This window comes from Stenotrophomonas beteli (assembly GCF_001431665.1).
GTDB lineage: Bacteria > Pseudomonadota > Gammaproteobacteria > Xanthomonadales > Xanthomonadaceae > Stenotrophomonas > Stenotrophomonas beteli.
In genome coordinates this window covers 72,281-91,905 of record NZ_LLXV01000055.1, presented here as the reverse complement: position 1 = coordinate 91,905, position 19,625 = coordinate 72,281, and the positions used below count along the sequence as shown (strand labels likewise).

Below are 19,625 nucleotides of genomic sequence, written 5' to 3'. Positions count from 1 at the left end.
GTGCGTCCTTGTTGCTCGATCAGGTGGAAAGAAGAAACCGGAAGATGGGTCAGGCCGGTGGCACGTCATGCGGCGGTGGCCGGAACAGCGGCGAGATCAGCCAGACCAGGCCGATACCGAACAGCAGGGTCAGGCCGAAGGCGCGCAGCGCCGGGGTCTGCGACAGCCCCAGCAGGCCGAACGACAGCCAGGTGCTGGCCGCCCCCACGCACACCGCCAGCCACGCGCTGGCATCACCACGGTGCTCGATCAGGAAGATGCCGTAGTCGATGCCCATGCCCAGCAGCAGCATCAGCGCCAGCACGTTGAACAGCTGCAATGGCTGGCCGAACAGGCCCAGCAGGCCCAGGGTCAGCGCACCGGCGATCAGGGTCGGGGCGAACACGCGCCAGGCCTGGCGGCGGTAGCGCAGCCACAGCGCGCCGAACACCAGGGCAATGCCGACCAGCAGCAGCCCGCCCATCAGCTTGCGATAGTGGCCCAGCAGCTTGGAGAAATCGGAGGTACGGTCTACCCAACGCACGCCGGGCAGGCCTTCGGCGGCACCTTCCAGCGTGGCCAGCGCATCGGCGCGTGACAGGTCATCGACCATCACCACGCTGATCATCTGCCCGCCCACGGCCCCCACCCACAGATGGCGGAACGGCTGCGATGCCGGCGAGGCCAGGAACGCCTCGGCGGTCAGCGGCGTGGTGGCGAAGTGCGGGCGCTGCAGTGGCTCGCCCACCGCCTCGGACACGGCCGCCAGCACGCCGGGCTCCACCTTCGCGGTCAACGCCGCATCGGCCTGCTGGCGTGCCGGCGACGGCAACCAGTCGCTGATCGCGCGGTAGCCGCCAATGCGCTTGTCATCAGCCAGCGCGCGCAGTCGTTCGGTCAACGCCTCTTCGCGTTGCAGCAGCTGTGCGGCGTCGCTGCCCTGCACCAGGTAGAACTGCGCCGGGCTGGGCATGCCCAGCAGCTGGCTCAGGCGGATCTGCTGGGCCATCAAGGCCGGCGGTGAAGACTGCAGGCTGCGCAGATCGTCGTTGCTCTGCAGGCGCGCGATGCCGATGGCCGACAGCGCCACTGTGGCCACGATGAACATGCTGATCGCGCGCGTCCCGTGCAGCCGCGGGAAACGCTCCAGCGTGTTGCCCAGCCACTGCGAGAAGCGGGTCGGGCGGATCTCGCCACCATCCAGCCACGGGAACCAGAAGATCACCGTGAGGAACGCGGCCGCCAGGCCGACCACCGAGAACAGCGCCATCTGGCGCAGGCCCGGGAACGGAGCCAGGCCCAGGGCCAGGTAGGCCAGCGCGCTGGTCAGCAGGGCCAGCCACAGGCCCGGCAGCAGATGACGCAGCAGTTTCCAGCGGCGATCGGCCGGCTCGGCCTGGCGCGAGGCGAACCAGTGGATGCCGTAATCCTCGGCCACGCCCACCAGCGATGCGCCGAACACCAGGGTCAGCACGTGCACCTTGCCGAATACCAGCACGGTCACCGCCAGCGCCACGCCGCAACCGATCAGCAGCGACGCGGCGACCAGCAGGATCGGGCGCAACGAACGGAATGCCAGCCACACCAGCAGCAGCACCGCCGCCAGCGAGCCCCAGCCGATGGTGTTGATCTCCCGGTTGGCCTGTACGGCAGCGGCTTCAGCATGCAGCGGCACGCCGGCATGCAGGATTTCCAGCTCCGGCGCTGCCGCCCTGGCGGCCTGCCCGGCACGTTCCAGCAGGCCATCAAGATGGCGCTCGCCATCGAGCTGGAATGCCGAGCCGGGGGTATCGAACTGCAGCGCCGCCCAATGCCTGCCCTCGGCTTCGAGCAGGCCATCATCACCCAGCCGCAAGCCCGAACCCTGCGCCTGCTGCTGCCACCATTGCGGCCACAGCGACAACGGGTCCTGCCGCCAGTCGGTCAGGCGCGGGGCGCCCATCGGGCCGTACAGCGCGGCCAGCGCCTGCTCGGCCAGCGCGCCCGGTTCGCTGCCCTGCAGCTGCTCGCGCTGGGCCGGCGTCAGCAGGCGGTCGCGGTACGGCGCGTAGAACGCACGCGCCTGATCGAACCAGCCCTCGATGGACCCGCTGGGTACCAGCAACGCATGGTCAGCGTCGTTGGCCATGGCCGCAGCGAACGCCACCTGCGCGCGCTTGGCGGCGGCGCCATCCTTGCTGCCCAGCAACACCACCACCTGCCGCGAACTGCCATCGGCAATACGCCGAGTCACATCGCTCAACAGACGGTCATGGGCGTCCTGCGGCAGCAGCGCAAGGATGTCGGTGTCGATCCGCGACTGCTGGCTCCACAAGTGCCATTGCTGCGCACCCAACGCCAGCAGCAGCACCAACCAGGCAATGCCCAGCCAATGCCACCAGCGCTGCAACCGGTCCGGTGCGTTCGATGCCACGGCCTCACTCAAGGCGGCGGGCCTCGTCGGCGTTGAGCGCGGCCGGTGCCTCGCTCAACGCGCTGAACTGGATCTGCGTGCGGTCCTTGTTGGCCTCGACGATCTCGACCTGGCGCACGTAACGGTCACCCTGCAGGGTCAGCGATTCGAAGGCCTTGGCCAGCATTGCCGACTTCGGTGTCAGGCGCAGGCGCCAGCCCTGCCCTTCACGGCTGGCGGCAACGTTGAACTGGCTGGACAGCGCCTGCACGTCGCCACTCATCAGCGCGAACATGATCGCGTTGACCGAACGCATCGCCGGCTGCTGCCGCGCGTCGAGCTCGACGCGGGTGCTGCCATCACGCTGGCGGCTGAGGATGCGGTCGGCGGTGACCACCACCTCGGAGGGGAACGGCTTGAGCGTGGTCCAGATCACGCCGTGCTGGCGTGCGACCACGAACCGGCCCTGCGAGCGCAGCGGGTTCTTGAAGCCGCTGACCTGCTTTTCCTGGCTGAACTGGCCGCGCAGCACCTCCGGACGCGCCACCGCCTGGGTGATCGCATCGATGGCGGGGTCGGCCGCCTGTACACGCGGTACGGCCACCAGCAGCAGCGCGCACAGCAGCACGCTCGAAACACGGGCAAGCAGGCTCATGGCGCGGGCACTCCCAGTCGTTCCCACAGTACCGGCGGGCACTGGTACTGCATTTCCTTGCTGGCCGCGTCCACCGCGACCTGGATGGTCATCGCGCGCGTCAGCACCTGGCCGCTTTCCGCATCAAGAATCTCGTACTCGATCTTCAGCCGGTTCTCCCATTCCACGATGCGCGCGACCACGCGCAGGGCCTGGTTGAACAGCAGCGGCCGCACGTACTTCACCCGCGCATCGACCACCGGCCAGAGGTAGCCCGATTCGAGCATCTGCGGATAGTCGTAGTCGTAGCGCCCGAGCAGCGCGCAGCGCGCGATCTCGAAGTACTTGAAGTAGTGGCCATGCCAGACCACGTTCATCGGATCGCAGTCATGGAAGGCGGGGGTCAGCGTGATCTCGCCGACCCGTTCGAGGGCCTCATTCACCGGCATACAGCTCCCAACGTTGCGCGCGGATCTCCACCAGCAGTTCCCGCAGTTCGCGATCCAGCGCGCGGTCTTCTTCGACCAGGGCGATGCGCTGCCCCAGGTCGGCGTACATGCCGGCCAGACTGCCATGCAGCTGCGCATTCATGCCAACCCGCTCGCGCAGCGCCAGGCCCTGGCGTGCGGCGATCAGCATCGCGGCCACCACCTGTTCGGTCAGCTCGATCACGCGCAGGCAGTCGCGCGCGGCGATGGTGCCCATGCTGACCTTGTCCTGGTTGTGGCATTCGGTTGAGCGCGAGAACACCGAGGCCGGCATGGTCTGCTTCAGTGCTTCGGCGGTCCAGGCCGAAACGCTGATCTGCAGCGCCTTCAGGCCGTGGTTGATCGCCGCGCGCGGACCGGTGGCCGCCGACAGGTTGGCCGGCAGGCCGTGGTTGTAGCGGGCATCGACCACCAATGCCAGCTGCCGGTCGAGCAGGTCGGCGACGTTGGCCACGGTGTTTTTCAGGGTGTCCATCGCCAGCGCGATGTGGCCCCCGTAGAAATGGCCGCCGTGCAGGATGCGCTCGCCGTCGGCATCGATCAGCGGATTGTCGTTGGCGCTGTTCAGCTCGGTTTCGATCAGCTGGCGCAGGAACGGCAGGCTGTCCTCCAGCACGCCGATCACGTGCGGTGCGCAGCGCAGCGAGTAGCGGTCCTGCAGGCGCTGCTCATTGCGCGGCGGGCGTTCGCTGTGCAGGTCGCTGCGCAGGCGCGCGGCGATGCGGCCCTGGCCCGGGTGCGGCTTGGCCGCGAACAGGGTTTCGTCGAAGTGGTGCGCGTTGCCGTCGCTGGCGAGCACGTTGAATGCGGTCAGGCGCGTGGCCATGCGGGCCAGGTAGTCGGCGCGCTGCCAGGCCAGGCAGGCCAGGCCGGTCATCACCGCGGTGCCGTTCATGATCGCCAGGCCTTCCTTCGGCCGCAGCTTCAGCGGGGTCATGCCGATCTTCGCCAGCACTTCGGCCGCCGGCTGCACGCGGCCGTCGTGCAGCACCTCGCGCTCGCCGCACAGCACCGCCGCCACGTACGACAGCGGGGTCAGGTCGCCGCTGGCACCGACCGAGCCTTCGGCCGGGATCATCGGCAGCACGTCGTGCTGCAGCAGCGTGGCCAGGCCTTCCAGCAGCGGCACGCTGACGCCGGACATGCCGCGCACCAGCGACGCCAGGCGCGCGGCCAGCACCGCGCGGGTCTCGACCGGGTCCAGGTAACGGCCCAGGCCGCAGCCGTGGTAGGTGTACAGGTGGTGCGGCAGTTCCGCCACCAGCACCGGCGGGATGTTCACCGTGCACGAGTCGCCGTAGCCGGTGGTCACGCCGTAGATCACGCCGTCCTCGCGCAGCAGGCGGTCGAGGAAGTCGGCACCACGCTGGATGTGCGCGCGGAACGCCGGCGCGTCGCTCAGTGCGGCCTCGCACTGGCGCTGGGCCAGGGCAACCACATCTTCGATGGTCAACGGTGCCTCGCCAAAGCGGCACACGGGTACGGCGTCAGTCGTCATGCGGAGCCTGATCCCAGAAGGGGAAGAAATTGAACCAGTCCAACGGCGACTGGATGACCTGGAGTTCGAGCCAGCGCGCGAAGCGCTGGGCCTGTTCGGCCAGTGCGGCATCGCGTGAACCGCGAGGCAGCACGATGCGCTCGGCGAACTGTTCAAACGCCACGCGGTAGCCCTCGCCCTGGTGCAGGCAGGCCATGGTATAGACCGGGCAGGCCAGCGCGGCGGCCAGCACATAGGCGCCGATCGGGAACGGCGCGCGATGGCCGAGGAAGTCGGCGGTGACGCTGCGCCCGCCCTGTACCGGCGTGCGGTCGCCAACGATGGCGACGAAGCCACCGGCCGCCACGCGCTCGGCCAGCATCATTGCGGTGGCCGGGCCCATTTCGGTGACCTGCACCAGCTCCACCGCCGCCAGCGGGTCAAGACGCTGCAGCAGGCGGTTGAAGCGCTGCGCGTGGGCGGTGTGCACCAGCACGGTGATGTGGAACCCCGGCACCTGCTCGGCCAGCACCTGGCACAGCTCCAGGCAGCCGATATGCGCGGTCAGGATCAACCCGCCTTCGCGGCGCGCGATCTTCTGCAGCACCAGGTCGCGGTGCAGGTGGATGCGCTCGGGCGGGTAGCGCCCGCCCAGGCCGAGGATCTTGTCCAGCATCGTGTCGGCGAAGGCGAAGAAGTGGCGCAGGCTGTCGCGCCGGGTCGGTACGCGGCCGAGCACGCCACTGTGCGCCTGCAGGCGTTGCAGGTACTGCATCGAGGCCTGGCGGCCGACGCGGTTGCCGAGCCAGTGGCAGGTCACCACTGGCCATACGCACAGGCGGAACGGCCAGCGCCCGAACCAGCGGTGCACCCAGCACAGGAACAGCACGCCGGCCACCGAGGTGGATTCGCCGATGTCGGCCCAGTGCGGGGCGTGCGGTGCGTCTGCCATCTCAGCCCTGTCCGCGCAGGCGGCGCCACAGCAGGCGCGGTGCGCGCCAGAGCATGCCGAAGAACAGGCGGGTGTGCATGCGGCTGATGCGCACGTTGTCGCGCCACACATCGAAGTGCGACACCCCATCGGACGGATAGGTCACGCGCGTGGCCAGGTGCTCGACCGGCAACTGCCGCCAGTACAGGCGCACCATGATCTCGGTGTCGAAATCCATGCGCCGGCCGATGGTCTCTTCGCCGATCAGGTGCAGCACCGGTGGCAGCGGATACACGCGGAAGCCACACATGGTGTCGCGCAGGTGCAGCGACAGCGTGTTGATCCAGACCCAGATGTGGGTGGCGTAACGGCCGTACAGGCGCGCCTTCGGCACGCTGGCGTCGTAGGCCGGAATGCCGCAGATCACCGCCTCGGGATGGGCGCGCGCGGCTTCGATGAAGCGCGGCAGGTCGGCAGTATCGTGCTGGCCGTCGGCATCGATCTGCAGCACATGGCTGTAGCCACGCGCACCGGCCTCGGCGAATCCGGCCAGCATCGCCCCGCCCTTGCCCTGGTTGATGTCCAGGCGCAGCAGGTCGACGCCCTGGCGCTGTGCCAATGCACGCAGCGCTGCCGCGCAGGACGCGTGCGAGCCGTCATCGACCAGCAGGCACGGCAGGCCGGCGGCCTGCACGCCATCGACCACCGCGGCAATGGCGTGCTCGTGGTCGTAGACGGGAATCACCACCAGTGGCGCGAATGCGGCACCGGCAACAGCCGGGTCAGTCCACATCGGCGAACACCACCTTGCCGCTGGCATGCACACCGTGGCGGGAGGTATAGCGGAAGGCGAGCACGCCGCGCGCAGCATCCCAGTCCAGCTGCAGGGTCAGCTCATCACCCGGACGCGCCACGTGCTGGAACTTCACCGCGTCCATGCGCAGGAATCCCGCCGGCATCGCGAACGCCTGGCGGCCGAAGCGCACCGCCCAGTCCAGCTGGGCCACGCCGGGCAGGATCGCCGCCTGTGGAAAGTGGCCCTGGAACGGCCGCAGCGCCGGGTCGAGCGTCATGCGCAGGGTAGCGCTGTCCGCGCTGCGCTGGTCCCAGACCGGTTCGGGCATCAACGGCTGGAACAGCGCTGCCAGGGCGGCCTGGGTGACCTTGCCCTGCGCGTTGATCGGCAAGGCCTGCACCAGGCGCCAGCGGCGCGGCCGGGTGACCGCGTCGTGGGCGGAGGCCAGGCGCGCGCCCAGGCGCTGGCCCAGCGCGCGGCGCGCCGTATCGCCGCCCTCCAGCAGCGCGCGGTCGGCTGGCACCACCACCGCAGCCAGCTGCTCGCGCTGGCCCGGCAGCACCAGCACGCGCACGTCATCGACCTCGGCGTCTTCGCGCAGCGCGCGCTCCAGCGCATCCAGCGATACTCGGCGCTCTTCGATCTTGACGATGCGGTCGGCGCGGCCCAGCAGGCGGAAACGGCCATCGGCCAATGCTTCCACGCGATCCTGGGTGCGCCACCAGCCGGCGTCCTGCAGATGCGCCGAGGCCACCGCCAGGCAGCCATCGTCGATCCGCCACTGCACGCCCGGCAGCGGCTGCCAGGGCGGCAGATCGGTGTCCCAGCGGCGCCAGGCGATGCCGCCGGTCTCGCTGCTGCCGTACACCTCGGTAGGGGCCACGCCCAGCCACTGGCGCACCTGCCGCGCGGCCTCTTCCGGCAGCGGGCCACCGGAGGAAAACACCGCGCGCAGGCGGCCGTGCAGGCTGGCCCAGTCGAGCTGTCCGGGCAGGCGCTTGAGATGGGCCGGGGTGGCCACCAGCACCGTATCGGTGGCGGCCAGCGCGCCCACCAGGTCTTCGTGGAAGAACCGGCGCGGGTGGATCAGGCGGCCCGCGGCCAGCGGCCACAGCACGCGGAACAGCAGGCCGTAGATGTGCTGGTGGGAGACCGTGCCATGCACCTGCGCGCCGTCCAGCTGCGCGCCGAAGGCGGCCTGCAGCGCGTCCACTTCGCGCGCCAGCTGGTCCATGCGCTTGCTGATCGCGCTGGGCTGGCCGGTGCTGCCGGAGGTGAACACGCACAGTTCGCAGGCGCGCTCGTCCAGCGCCTGCAGTTCGCCGTCCACGCCAACGGTGGGGGCAACCAGCGGCCGGTAGTCGGTGGAAACATCACCGGCGAAACCGCTCACCTGCGGCTGCAGCGCCTGCAGCGTGGCCGGCAGGTTGTCGGCGGCCAGGAACACCCGCTTGCCGGCATGCCAGGCGCCGAACAGCGCCGCCGCAAAGGCCACCGCGTCATCGAAGTACAGGGCCCAGTCGCGGCCATCGGCTGCGGCAAAGGCCGCGCGCCAGGCCAGCACCCGCTGGCGGAAACGAGCGTGATCGATCACCTCGCCCTCGCAGAGGCCGATGCTGCGTTGCGGCTGCGGGTCCACCAGCAGCCGGTCCAGGGCGATCCACTCAGCCATGCGCGTGCGCTGCCTTGACCCGCCGCCGCACCAGCCACTCACCTGCAAACAACACGCCCATCATCACGTACGCCAACAATCCGTTGTAGAGCATCCAGACCCGGTCCGACGCGTACAGCGCAGTCAGCAGGGCCAGGCTGCCATTGAGAACGAAGAAGCCGCACCACACCTGGGTGACGCGGCGGGTATAGGCCACCGCGAACGGTGGCAGGTCCGGCTCCTGCAGGCGCGCCAGGCGTTCCACCAGCGGCGGGCCGAAGCGCAGGCTGGTGCTGAACACCGCCAGCATCACCACGTTGACCAGCGCCGGGTACAGCTTCAGCGGCAGGGCCTGGTTGAGCACGGTGGCCAGCACCGCCAGCAGGCCGGTGCCCGCTGCGGCGGCCCACCACAGTGGCTGGCGCGTGCTCAGGGCACGCAGCAGGGCCAGGGTGAACAGCAGCAGCGACAGCCAGCGCGGCTCGAAACGGCCCATCGCCAGGTACACCAGCAGCGGGTAGGCCAGCGAAATCGCGGCCACCACGACGGTGCGTGCGCGTGCCATGGCGAAGCCGCCGGCGCTGCGGTCAGGCGGCTGCCTGGTCCGGCAACAGCCCGTGCACGACATCGACGATGTCCTGCACGGTGCGCACGGCCTTGAACGCTTCCGGCTGCAGGTTGCGGCCGAGCAGCGGCTTGAGCTGCACGATCAGGTCCACCGCATCGATGCTGTCGATGTCCAGGTCGTCGTACAGGCGCGCCTCGGGGGTGATCCGCGCAGGCTCGATCTCGAAGCTGTCGGTCAGGATGCTGACGATGCGTTCAAACAGTTCATTCTTGGTCATGGCAGTTCCTGGCGCCGTTACGACTGGCGGGCGGCGACGAACTCGCCGAGCGCGCGCACGCTGGAGAAATGGCGACGGGTTTCGTCCGAATCGGCCGAGAGGCTGACACCGTACTTCTTCTGCAGCGCCAGGCCCAGCTCCAGCGCATCGATCGAATCCAGGCCGAGGCCTTCGACGAACAACGGCGCGGTCGGATCGATGTCCTCCGGCGTGATGTCCTCCAGCGAAAGGGAGGAAATGATCAGTTCCTTGATCTCGTGCTCAAGTGCTTGCACGGGGCGGCTCTCCAGACAGGTCGAAATAACGAGAAAGGTGCTCGGTAACGCGGCGTGCCGCCAAGGCATCCCCCCTTGGCGAGTCGTCTTCGGCCAGGAAAGGCGCGATCGGGATATCTTCGCCGATCTGCAGCCGAACGTGAAAGCGACGTGAGGGTACACGATACCACTTCTGTCCCTTGGTCAGCGTTGGGGGGGTACAGGTGATCCGCACCGGGGTGATGTCCAGCCGGCCGCGCACGGCGATGTTGGCCGCGCCCCGCTGCAACCGCGGCGGCTGCCCGGGCACGCTGCGGGTGCCCTCGGGGAAGATGACCAGGGTGCCGCCGGCGCGCACCGCCGCGACGCAGTCGTCCACCAGCCCGGCGCCATCATCGTTGGAGATGTAGCCGGCCGCCCGCACCGGGCCGCGCATGAACGGGTTGCAGGCCACGGCCCGCTTGACCACGCAATCGGCGTTGGGCAGCAGCGCGATCAGGCAGACCACGTCGATCAGGGTCGGATGATTGGCCAGAACCAGCAGGCCGTCGCGCTGCAGGCGCTCGCGGCCCTCGATCTGGAGGGTCATTACCCCCAGCCGGCACATCAGCCGGACATGGCTGGCAAAGGCCACCTGCACCACCCGGCGGGCCCGGCGACGGCGGGCCATCGGGTCACGCATCAGCATCAGCACCGGCATCACCAGCAGGCCCAGCAGCAGGCCGCCCACGCCGAACGCGGCAAAGCTCAGGCCGGTGCCGACCACCCGCCAGGCATGGTCCAGGCGTCGCCGCAGCTCAGCCACGGCGCCCCCAGCGCCACTGCTGGCCCTGGGTCACGTGCTCCAGCGCCGGCGCACCGGACAGCAGGAAGCGGTGCAGGTCCAGCGCGTGCGGCAGCGTGCCCGGCGCGGTGTTGGCCTGGCCTTCGGCCGGTTGCCACTGCAACGACAGGGTCGGATGGCCGGCCGCAGGGGCCGTGAGCCGCCAGCACCAGGCAAAGAACGGGTCGGGTTCGTCGGCGAACGTCGCGTAAACTTCAGGAAGTGGCGATTCATACACCACCACCCGCACCTCGCGCGCGCCGTCGGCCAGCAGTCCGGCGGCCTCCAGGCAGGCGGCCTCGACGGTGGACTGCCCTGCGGCCAGTGCCAGGTAGTTGCCGCGATGACCACGGGCGATCGAGTACAGCGCGGCGATCGCGTTGTGCACCGACAGGCCGAAGCCGGTGGGCGACAACGGTTGTTCGCCGATCAGCGCGGACAGCAGGTCCATGGATCGGGCGACGTCGCCGTGGCGGCTGGCGAACACCAGCGGCACCTGGCTGTCAGCGCCCTGCCCGTCCTCGCACCAGCACGCGGCCTGGATCGCCATCCGGCCCAGCCGCTCGATGCGGCGGCGCTGCATTGCCGGGATCTCGGCCAGCGCCGGGGTGTCCTCGCCCTGCGGCAGGTACGGCGCATCGGCCCAGCGCAGCCACTGGCTGCGCTCGCTCAGGCCGGGCGCCCAGGCGGCCCAGTCGACGATGGAGAATTCGATCATTTAGCGGTGGTGCTTCAATGGGAGAACGATAGGCACGAGCCATTACGGCGACGCGCGGCGGCCCCCCATTCCTGCAGCCGTGCGTCCGTCCAGGACGTCGCCGGCTGCCCCCCTGGCCGCCGGAAAGGAGCGCACGCTAGCACGTCCTGCACGGGGTGTGCAGGTTTCACATTCCCCAACGCGGGCCCGCCACCGCCGGGTCCGCGCTTGGATCGATCAGTGGTAACCGGTATCGGCGTGCACCTTGCCGCGGAATACCCGGTACGACCACGCGGTATAGCCGAGGATGACCGGCAGCAGAACGACCAGCCCGACCAGGGTGAAGCCCAGCGACGACGCTGGCGCGGCAGCCTGCCATAGCGTCATCGACGGTGGCAGCAGGTACGGCCACATGCCCAGCACCAGGCCGAGGAAGCCGAGCACGAACAGCGCCAGGCTGAGCAGGAACGGCGGCAGGTCGCGGCGCGGATGGGTGGCGCTGCGCCACAGCGCGGCCGCCACCGCCAGGGTCAGCAGCGGCACCGGTGACAGCCACCAGAAGTTGCCATCGCTGAACCAGCGTTCCATCAACCGCGAATCGAGGAACGGCAGCCAGCTGCTGACCAGGCCCATCGCCGCGATCACCGCCACCACCAGCGGGCGGGTCATCTGCCGCGCCAGCGCCTGCACGCGCCCTTCGGTCTTCAGGATCAGCCAGGTGCTGCCCAGCAACGCGTAACCGGCCACCAGCGCCGCACCGGTCAGCATCGCAAACGGGCTGAACCAGGCGAACGCACCGCCCTGGTACGCACCGTCCACCAGCGGGATGCCCTGCACCAGGGTGCCCAGGATCACGCCTTGGGCAAAGGTCGCCAGCAGCGAGCCGAGGCCGAACGCCACGCTCCACAGCCGGCGCGACCGGTGCGCCTTGAAGCGGAACTCGAAGGCCACGCCGCGGAACACCAGTGCCACCACCAGCAGCAGCACCGGCAGGTACAGCGCCGACAGCAGCACCGCATAGGCCTTGGGGAACGCCGCCAGCAGGCCGGCGCCGCCCAGCACCAGCCAGGTCTCGTTGCCGTCCCAGATCGGCGCGGCCGTGTTCATCATCAGGTCCAGCTGCTCCTCGTCCTCGGCGAACGGGGCGAGGATGCCGATACCGAGCACGAAGCCGTCCAGCACCACGTACATCAGCACGCCGAAGCCGATCACCGCGAACCACGCCACCGGCAGCCAGGTCATCAGGTCCATGTCAGCGCTCCTCCAGCGGTTCGTCGGCCGCCGACAGCGGGCGTGCCGGGGTGTGGCTGCCGTGGTCCAGCGACGGCCCTTCGGCGTAGGGCTGCGGCCCGTGGCGCAGGATCTTCACCAGGTACCAGATGCCCCAGCCGAACACGAAGGCGTAGCCGACCACGTACACGCCCAGCGACAGCGCGGTCATCCACGCACTCTGCGGGCCCACGGCATCGGCGGTGCGCAGCAGGCCATACACCACCCACGGCTGGCGGCCCATCTCGGTGACGAACCAGCCCGACAGCAGCGCGATGAAGCCGCTGGGCAGCATCCAGTTCCAGCCGCGCAGCAGCCACGGCGAATCCAGCAGCTTCCTGCGCCACAGCTGGAACGCTGACACCCAGGCCAGCAGCAGCATCAGCGTGCCCAGCCCGACCATGATGCGGAAGGCGAAGAACACCGGCGTCACCGGCGGCCGCTCGCTGGCCGGCACCGAGGTCAGCGGATCGAAGGTGCCGTCCAGGCTGTGGGTGAGGATCACGCTGCCCAGCTTCGGGATGGCCACTTCGAAGTCGTTGCGTTCTTCCTTTTCGTTGGGCAGCGCGAACACCACCAGCGGTACGCCCTCGCCCTCCTTCGTTTCATGCCAGTGCGCTTCCATCGCCGCGATCTTCATCGGCTGGTGCTTGAGCGTGTTCAGGCCATGCATGTCGCCGACGAAGATCTGCACCGGCACGGTCAGTGCGGCGAACGCCACCGCCGCGATCAGCATGCGCCGGCCCGCTTCCACGTGCGTGCCCTTGCGCAGGTACCACGCGCCGACGCCACCGATCACGAAGCAGGTGGTGATGAACGAGCCCAGCGCCATGTGCGCCAGGCGGTACGGGAACGAGGGGTTGAACACCACCTGCCACCAGTCCACCGGATGCACCACGCCGTTGACCATCTCGTAGCCGGCCGGGGTATGCAGCCAGCTGTTGGACGACAGGATCCAGAACGTGGAGAACAGCGTGCCCAGCGCCACCATGCAGGTGGACAGGAAATGCAGGCGCGGCGAGACCCGGCCCCAGCCGAACATCATCACGCCGAGGAAGCTGGCTTCCAGGAAGAACGCGGTCAGCACTTCGTAGGTCAGCAGCGGGCCGATGACCGTGCCGGCCACCTCGCTCAGCCGCGGCCAGTTGGTTCCGAACTGGAAGGCCATGACGATGCCGCTGACCACGCCCATGCCGAACGACACCGCGAAGATCTTCTGCCAGAAGAAATACAGCTCGCGCCACACAGGCAACTTCGTGCGCAGCCAGCGCCACTCGATGAAGGCCAGCCAGCTGGCCGTACCGATGGTGAAGGCGGGGAACAGCACGTGGAAACTGATGACGAATCCGAACTGGATCCGGGACAACAACAACGCGTCCAAGGGACGCCTCCTGCCTGCGACCGGTGGGATACCGGACCACTTTAGGAGGATTTCGTTAAGGCGGGATGCGACCGGGTGACGCGCTGCTTCACTTTGTCGCAGGGCGGCGTGAAGGCCGCAGGGCATCGCCCGGCGCTACCGATTGACCGCTCTGGTAGCTGCCAACCTTGGTTGGCACACACCCGGGCGCCGACCAGGGTCGGCCTCTACCCACAGCGATTGGCGCGGCCCATCACCCGGCGGGTGCTTCAGTGCCAGAAATACCAGGCCGCTGCAGCCAGCAGTGCGCCAAACAACAGCACCTGCACCACCACATAGCCCACGCCACTGTCGCGCGACTCGGCGTTGATGCGCTGCTGCAGCGCCTCACTCACATCCGGCGTTTCTTCCCGCTGCACCTGCTCACGCAACGCCTGTGCCAGCGCGCGCGCTTCCGCATCGCGGGGGTCGGTCGGTGGGTTCACAGCAGTTCTCCGGCGGTGGCGTGCCGCGTCAGTTCCTGTTTCAGGACCTGGCGCGCGCGGAACAGGTGGCTCTTGATGGTACCGCGTGCCAGCCCGGTCACCTGTTCGATCTCGGCCAGATCGAAGTCTTCCAGATAATGCAGCCCGACCATCAAGCGCTGCGGCGGGCTCAGCCGTTCCAGCGCCGCGCCGAGCTGGCGCCCGGCCTGCAGCGCCTCGCTCAACTCCACCGGGCCCGGGCCTTCATCGCCGACACCCAGTTCCTCCGGCACCTCCACCGCCACCATCCATTGCGCCTCCAGCCGCCGCCGGCGCAGGTGCTGCAGCGCCGTGGTGTAAGCGACCCGGGAAACCCAGGTGCGCAGCGAGGATTCAAAACGAAACCGGTGCAGCTGGCGGAACGCCGCCAGGAAGGTCTCCTGCAGCAGATCGGGCACTTGGTCGCGGTCGCCGACCATGCGCCCGATCACATGCGCGCAGGTGCGCTGGTGGGTTTCAACCAATTGCGCGAAGGCCGGTTGCGAGCCATCGATGATCGCGCTGACCAGCGCGCGGTCGTCGTCCACGGCCGGTGCGGGCTCGACCGGCACGTCGCGGCGACGCCCCCGCAATGCGGCCAGTGCTCCGCCCAGCAGGCTCATGCGCGGGGCGCCCCCTGTGCCCGCGGCATGTTCCGGCTCAGCCCTTGCGTGCCGCAGGGCGGGTGAAGTGCCAGGCCAGCAGCTGGCCGAGGCCGGCACTACCGACCAGCGCGGCAGCGGCACCAAAGGTCAGGTCACGGGCACCGATGGCTTCCAGCAGGGCCATGGCCAGGGCCAGGCAGACCAGGCTGATGCCCCAGCGCAGCGCACCCTGGCGGCGGCGCTCTTCTTCCAGCACGGCCAGCGAGCGGATCACTTCCTCCGGCACGTGTGGCGCCACCAGCTTGCTGCGGGCGCGGGCATCGGCAATGGCATGGATCGCATAGGCGATGCAGATGAAGAGGGTGATCGGGATCAGTTCCTGCATGGTCGGGCTCCTGTTCGGTGGATGATGCGGGTTCAGGAGAATGGATGCGCGGCCACGGCAACCGGTTGCACCACTTTGCCAATCCCGCTGCCATGACCTGTGGCCCCTGCCCCGGGCCGGGGCGGCTGGTACCCTTGGCCGGTTTCCTCTTCTGGTGCCGTCCGCCCATGTCCCGAGTGCTGCCCCTGTCCCTCCTGCTGTCGGCCGTGCTGGCCGCACCGGCTGCGCATGCTGCGCCGACGCCGATCACCATCGAACAGGCCATGGCCGACCCGGACTGGATCGGTCCGCCGGTCGAAAAGGCCTGGTGGTCGTGGAACAGCCAGCAGGTGGAGTACCAGCTCAAGCGCAACGGCAGTCCGGTACGCGATACCTTCCGCCAGCCGGTGGCCGGTGGCGTGGCCGCGCAGGTGGCCGATGACCAGCGCGGCACCCTGGATGTGGCCGAGCCGGTCTATGACCGCAGCCGCAGCCGCAGCGCCTTCGTCCGCAATGGCGATGTGTTCGTGCGCGACCTGCGCAGCGGCGCACTGACCCAGCTGACCCGCAGCAACGAGCGCGCGGGCAACGTGAACTTCGCTGCCGACAATGGCGTGATCTGGCGCGTCGGCCAGAACTGGTTCCACTGGACCGCCGCCAGCGGCGTGCAGCAGGTGGCCAGCCTGAAGGCCGAGAAGGACCCGCGCACGCCGCCCAAGGCCGACGTGCTGCGCGACCAGCAGCTGCGCACGCTGGAAACCCTGCGCCGCGACCGCGAGCAGCGCGAGGCATTGAAGGACCAGGACCAGCGCTGGCGCCAGGCCGATCCGACCCGCGCACCGGGCCCGGTGTACCTGGGCGCCGACGTCGAGATCGGTGACAGCGTGCTGTCGCCGGACCTGACCCACCTGATCGTGGTGACCAAGCCGAAGGACTTCGACGACGGCCGTACCAGCAAGATGCCGTTGTACGTGACCGAATCGGGTTACGAGGAAACCGAAGACACCCGCACCCGCGTCGGCCGCAACGGCTTCGAACCGCACACCCTGTGGTACGTGGACGTGCGCACCGGCAAGGCTGAAAAGGTCTCGCTGGCCAGCCTGCCGGGCATCAGCACCGACCCGCTGGCCGAACTGCGCCGCAAGGCCGGCAAGGACGCGCTGAAGGGCGAGCGCAGCGTGCAGGTGATGAGCGACTTCATGGGCGGCGGCATCCGCTGGAGCGCCGACGGCCAGCAGGCCGCGGTGATGCTGCGTGCCAACGACAACAAGGACCGCTGGATCATCAGCGTCAACGCCGCCGACGGCCGCGTGCAGAACCGCCACCGCCTGACCGACAACGCCTGGATCAACTGGGGCTTCAACGATTTCGGCTGGATGGCCGATGGCCGCACGCTGTGGCTGCTGTCCGAGGAGTCGGGCTTCTCGCACCTGTACACCCAGGCCGGCACCGCCAAGCCACAGGCGCTGACCAGCGGCAAGTGGGAAACCTCGGCGCCGGTGCCGTCGGCCGATGGCAAGGGCTTCTACTTCCTGTGCAACCCGCAGGCGCCGCATGACTACGAAGTCTGCGCGGTCGACACCGGCAGCCGCCAGGTGCGCGAGCTGACCAGCCTCAACGGCGTGGAGGATTTCTCGCTGTCGCCCGATGGCCAGCAGCTGCTGGTGCGCTACTCCGGTGCCTACCTGCCGCCGCAGCTGGCGGTGCTGCCCAGTGCCGGTGGCCAGGCACGCGTGCTGACCGACACCCGCACCGCCGACTACAAGGCCCGCCAGTGGATCCAGCCGAAGCTGGTCGCGGTACCGTCCAGGCACGGTGCCGGCGTGGTCTGGGCCAAGTACTACGAGCCGGAAAACAAGGAACCGGGGAAGAAGTACCCGATCGTGATGTTCGTGCACGGCGCCGGCTACCTGCAGAACGTGCACCAGCGCTACCCGGCCTACTTCCGCGAGCAGATGTTCCACAACCTGCTGGTGCAGAAGGGCTACATCGTGCTGGACATGGATTACCGCGGCAGCGAGGGCTACGGCCGCGACTGGCGCACGGCGATCTACCGCAACATGGGCCATCCGGAACTGGAAGACTACAAGGACGGCCTGGACTGGCTGGTCGACACCCAGCAGGGCGACCGTGACCACGCAGGTATCTACGGTGGTTCCTACGGCGGTTTCATGACCTTCATGGCGCTGTTCCGTGCACCGGGCACGTTCAAGGCCGGCGCCGCGCTGCGCCCGGTGGTCGACTGGCACAACTACAACCACGGCTACACCAGCAACATCCTCAACACGCCGGACATCGACCCGGAGGCGTACCGCGTGTCCTCGCCGATCGAGTACGCGCAGAACCTGCAGGACAACCTGCTGATCGCCCACGGCATGATGGATGACAACGTGTTCTTCCAGGACTCGGTGAACCTGACCCAGCGCCTGATCGAGCTGCACAAGGACAACTGGTCGATCGCACCGTACCCGCTGGAGCGCCACGGCTACGTGCGTGCCGATTCGTGGCTGGACCAGTACAAGCGCATCCTCAAGCTGTTCGAGCAGAACCTGAAGTGAGCAACGCCGCGGCCACGATCCGGATCGTGGCCGCGGTCATCCTGGATGACCGCGGCCGGGCGCTGGTGGTGCGCAAGCACGGCGCCACCCGCTTCATCCAGCCGGGCGGCAAGCCCGAGCCCGGTGAAGCACCGCTGCAGGCGCTGGCCCGCGAGCTGGACGAAGAACTGGGCGTGCAGCTGCGCGCCGATGCCGCCATCGCGCTGGGCACGTTCGAAGACTGGGCAGTGAACGAGCCCGGCCATCGCGTGCAGGCCCAGGCGTGGTGGGTGCAGGTGGACGGTACACCGCAGCCGCGCGCCGAGATCGCCGAACTGGCCTGGGTGCCGCTGCAACCGCCGCATGGGCGGCCCTTGGCACCCCTGAGCGAACACCATATCCTGCCGGCGGTCGCCACCCGGGTGACGGCCCGCTGATCACCCCACTGCTGCCCAGGACATCGGATGTCGCTTCAATCGCCCCAAGGCCGGCCTCACAGCGCAGTCGCAGCCCAGGATTTCATCCGGCCGCTGGGCTTGGCGTCGCTGCTGGTCTGCGCAGGTTTCTGCGTACTCATTGCACTTCAAGCGGTGTTGCTTGGGTGGCTGGCTGACAGTCCGCTCTGGCAGGGAATGACCCTGACAGCCACTGAGCAGGGGTTTCCACGCAGCGTGCTGTGGATGCTGAAGGCCCCGGTCGCCGCCACTTTGTGGCTGGCGCTACCCTGGATCCCTGCCGTGCTTTCAAGCTGGGGCTTCTACCGGCAGCGTCGCTGGGGCCTCTGGAGCTATGTGGTGTTTCTGTGGTTGTCCGCCGTGGCTAATTTCGCATTCGTGTGGTGGCTGGACAGCATTTTCGCTGACCTCATGACGCATATCGTCGATCCACAGACGCTGCGCGAAGCCCAGGTCCAGCGAGTCCTGGTGTCACTGACCTTGTTCGGGGGCGCTGTGGCCATACTCGTTGCACAGGGCTGGCTGGCCTGGCGCCTGCTGCGGCCGGACATCCGCGCGCGGTTCCACTAGGCCCCCCACTTCCGCACGACAGGGACTGTCGCATGCGCCTGCTGACGCTGCTCCCCGCGCTGCTGTTGTTTGCCGCGCTGCCTGCCACTGCCGCCGCCGATGCACCGCGCTGCGGTGAGTATCGCAGCGCCGATGGCGGCATCACGCTGGTGTTTGAATCACCCACTCGCGGTTATCGGACCCTGGAAGGTCAGGAACGCGCACCGCTGCGCATCGACCGCAGCGCCGGCGACCTGCAGCTGGTGTTGCTCGACGACGGCGTAGCCACCGCCATCGGCGTGGCTGCCGACGGGACGCATGTCGACGACAGTGTGGCCAGCTACACGCTGCATCGTCCCCAGGCCTGCCAGCGCACCCCCACCGGCCGCACCGATGGCTGCCTGGCACACCCTGCGCGGTGCATTGCGCGGCTCGCTGGGGCGCCTCCGGAACAGGCGCAGCGCGCGTGCGAGGAAGGCGTCGGCGCCGGCTGCTCGGCACTGCTGCGTCATTTCCTCGCCGCAGCCGCCAGCGGGGCCGTGCAGCAGGAGGCGCCCTTGCCGGCCACACAGCGCGCCATCCTGCAGCGCCTTTGCCTGCAACAGCGTAGTGGCCGCTTCTGCACCGGGGTGGCCGAACAGCAGCTGATCGCACTGGAGCCTGCGCTGGCGGTACAGGCCCTGCAGGTGGTCTGCGATGCGGGCCGCGCCAGTGCCTGCGAGCGCACGGCACCCTTGCTTGAGCTCGGCGCGGATCTGCGCCTGGTGCCGGCCCGGCGGCTCCCGTGTGGCCGCTACCGGGCGGATGGGGGCGTTGTCGACACGCTCGACTTCGGTGATGGCGCGCAGGCCGGTCTGCATGAAGGCGCCATCCACCTGCAGCAGAACGGCCAAACCCTTGTCCTGCGGCAGCTGGGTAACGGCGATCTGCTCGGCATGGACACGCAGACCGGCTACCAGCGATATCGGCCCTTTTCCAACGCACGATGCCGGACTGCGCCCGGCCATGATCACTGA

The 19,625-nt window shown here is 68.8% G+C and carries 21 protein-coding genes; 4 read left to right on the top strand and 17 right to left on the bottom strand.

Annotation, left to right across the window (positions count from 1 at the left end; translation table 11 throughout):
- Positions 1 to 49: 49 nt before the first annotated feature.
- From ARC23_RS14420 to ARC23_RS14340, 17 genes are all read right to left on the bottom strand, one after another.
- A complete protein-coding gene (locus tag ARC23_RS14420) occupies positions 50 to 2,404 on the bottom strand; it encodes an MMPL family transporter (RefSeq protein ID WP_057497830.1) in 2,355 nt (784 codons plus the stop codon).
- Positions 2,397 to 3,026, bottom strand: a complete 630-nt coding sequence (locus ARC23_RS14415) for an outer membrane lipoprotein carrier protein LolA (RefSeq protein ID WP_057497829.1) — start codon at positions 3,024 to 3,026, stop codon at positions 2,397 to 2,399. Before ARC23_RS14415 ends, ARC23_RS14420 begins: the two co-directional genes overlap by 8 nt.
- Positions 3,023 to 3,454, bottom strand: coding sequence for an acyl-CoA thioesterase (locus ARC23_RS14410; RefSeq protein ID WP_057497974.1), 432 nt, complete (start codon positions 3,452 to 3,454; stop codon positions 3,023 to 3,025). The genes ARC23_RS14415 and ARC23_RS14410 overlap by 4 nt, the downstream gene beginning before the upstream one ends.
- Positions 3,441 to 4,991: an HAL/PAL/TAL family ammonia-lyase gene (locus ARC23_RS14405; RefSeq protein ID WP_057497828.1), complete on the bottom strand. Its 1,551-nt coding sequence runs from the start codon at positions 4,989 to 4,991 to the stop codon at positions 3,441 to 3,443. Before ARC23_RS14405 ends, ARC23_RS14410 begins: the two co-directional genes overlap by 14 nt.
- Positions 4,981 to 5,922: an LpxL/LpxP family acyltransferase gene (locus ARC23_RS14400; RefSeq protein WP_057497827.1), complete on the bottom strand. Its 942-nt coding sequence runs from the start codon at positions 5,920 to 5,922 to the stop codon at positions 4,981 to 4,983. Before ARC23_RS14400 ends, ARC23_RS14405 begins: the two co-directional genes overlap by 11 nt.
- Before the next feature lies 1 nt (position 5,923).
- On the bottom strand, positions 5,924 to 6,694 hold the full coding sequence (locus ARC23_RS14395) for a glycosyltransferase family 2 protein (RefSeq protein WP_057497826.1): 771 nt from the start codon (positions 6,692 to 6,694) through the stop codon (positions 5,924 to 5,926).
- Positions 6,684 to 8,369, bottom strand: a complete 1,686-nt coding sequence (locus tag ARC23_RS14390) for an AMP-binding protein (RefSeq protein WP_057497825.1) — start codon at positions 8,367 to 8,369, stop codon at positions 6,684 to 6,686. Before ARC23_RS14390 ends, ARC23_RS14395 begins: the two co-directional genes overlap by 11 nt.
- Positions 8,362 to 8,913, bottom strand: coding sequence for a COG4648 family protein (locus ARC23_RS14385; RefSeq protein WP_057497824.1), 552 nt, complete (start codon positions 8,911 to 8,913; stop codon positions 8,362 to 8,364). Before ARC23_RS14385 ends, ARC23_RS14390 begins: the two co-directional genes overlap by 8 nt.
- Positions 8,914 to 8,935: 22 nt before the next feature.
- Complete coding sequence (locus ARC23_RS14380) at positions 8,936 to 9,193, bottom strand: acyl carrier protein (RefSeq protein ID WP_057497823.1); 258 nt, start codon at positions 9,191 to 9,193, stop codon at positions 8,936 to 8,938.
- Between the two features lie 17 nt (positions 9,194 to 9,210).
- Complete coding sequence (locus tag ARC23_RS14375; protein ID WP_057497822.1) at positions 9,211 to 9,468, bottom strand: phosphopantetheine-binding protein; 258 nt, start codon at positions 9,466 to 9,468, stop codon at positions 9,211 to 9,213.
- Positions 9,455 to 10,252 (bottom strand): lysophospholipid acyltransferase family protein, encoded by a 798-nt coding sequence (locus ARC23_RS14370; RefSeq protein ID WP_057497821.1) that lies wholly within the window; start codon positions 10,250 to 10,252, stop codon positions 9,455 to 9,457. Before ARC23_RS14370 ends, ARC23_RS14375 begins: the two co-directional genes overlap by 14 nt.
- On the bottom strand, positions 10,245 to 10,988 hold the full coding sequence (locus ARC23_RS14365; RefSeq protein ID WP_057497820.1) for a beta-ketoacyl synthase chain length factor: 744 nt from the start codon (positions 10,986 to 10,988) through the stop codon (positions 10,245 to 10,247). The genes ARC23_RS14370 and ARC23_RS14365 overlap by 8 nt, the downstream gene beginning before the upstream one ends.
- Positions 10,989 to 11,204: 216 nt before the next feature.
- The gene (gene cydB, locus ARC23_RS14360; RefSeq protein WP_057497819.1) at positions 11,205 to 12,218 is read right to left on the bottom strand and encodes a cytochrome d ubiquinol oxidase subunit II; all 1,014 of its coding nucleotides are present in this window, start codon (positions 12,216 to 12,218) and stop codon (positions 11,205 to 11,207) included.
- 1 nt (position 12,219) lies between these two features.
- On the bottom strand, positions 12,220 to 13,617 hold the full coding sequence (locus tag ARC23_RS14355; protein WP_057497818.1) for a cytochrome ubiquinol oxidase subunit I: 1,398 nt from the start codon (positions 13,615 to 13,617) through the stop codon (positions 12,220 to 12,222).
- 248 nt (positions 13,618 to 13,865) lie between these two features.
- A complete protein-coding gene (locus ARC23_RS14350; RefSeq protein ID WP_057497817.1) occupies positions 13,866 to 14,081 on the bottom strand; it encodes a hypothetical protein in 216 nt (71 codons plus the stop codon).
- The gene (locus tag ARC23_RS14345) at positions 14,078 to 14,722 is read right to left on the bottom strand and encodes an RNA polymerase sigma factor (protein ID WP_057497816.1); all 645 of its coding nucleotides are present in this window, start codon (positions 14,720 to 14,722) and stop codon (positions 14,078 to 14,080) included. The genes ARC23_RS14350 and ARC23_RS14345 overlap by 4 nt, the downstream gene beginning before the upstream one ends.
- A 37-nt stretch (positions 14,723 to 14,759) precedes the next feature.
- Positions 14,760 to 15,089: a hypothetical protein gene (locus ARC23_RS14340; protein WP_005414880.1), complete on the bottom strand. Its 330-nt coding sequence runs from the start codon at positions 15,087 to 15,089 to the stop codon at positions 14,760 to 14,762.
- 167 nt (positions 15,090 to 15,256) lie between these two features.
- On the opposite strand from ARC23_RS14340, the gene ARC23_RS14335 reads away from it, so the two are divergent.
- Genes ARC23_RS14335 through ARC23_RS14320 form a run of 4 tightly spaced genes read left to right on the top strand, consistent with a single transcriptional unit; the run spans position 15,257 to position 19,625 of the window.
- On the top strand, positions 15,257 to 17,626 hold the full coding sequence (locus tag ARC23_RS14335) for a S9 family peptidase (protein WP_057497815.1): 2,370 nt from the start codon (positions 15,257 to 15,259) through the stop codon (positions 17,624 to 17,626).
- Complete coding sequence (locus tag ARC23_RS14330; protein WP_057497814.1) at positions 17,623 to 18,042, top strand: NUDIX hydrolase; 420 nt, start codon at positions 17,623 to 17,625, stop codon at positions 18,040 to 18,042. The genes ARC23_RS14335 and ARC23_RS14330 overlap by 4 nt, the downstream gene beginning before the upstream one ends.
- Before the next feature lie 27 nt (positions 18,043 to 18,069).
- On the top strand, positions 18,070 to 18,630 hold the full coding sequence (locus ARC23_RS14325; protein ID WP_057497813.1) for a hypothetical protein: 561 nt from the start codon (positions 18,070 to 18,072) through the stop codon (positions 18,628 to 18,630).
- A 32-nt stretch (positions 18,631 to 18,662) separates the two neighbouring features.
- On the top strand, positions 18,663 to 19,625 hold the full coding sequence (locus tag ARC23_RS14320) for a hypothetical protein (RefSeq protein ID WP_057497812.1): 963 nt from the start codon (positions 18,663 to 18,665) through the stop codon (positions 19,623 to 19,625).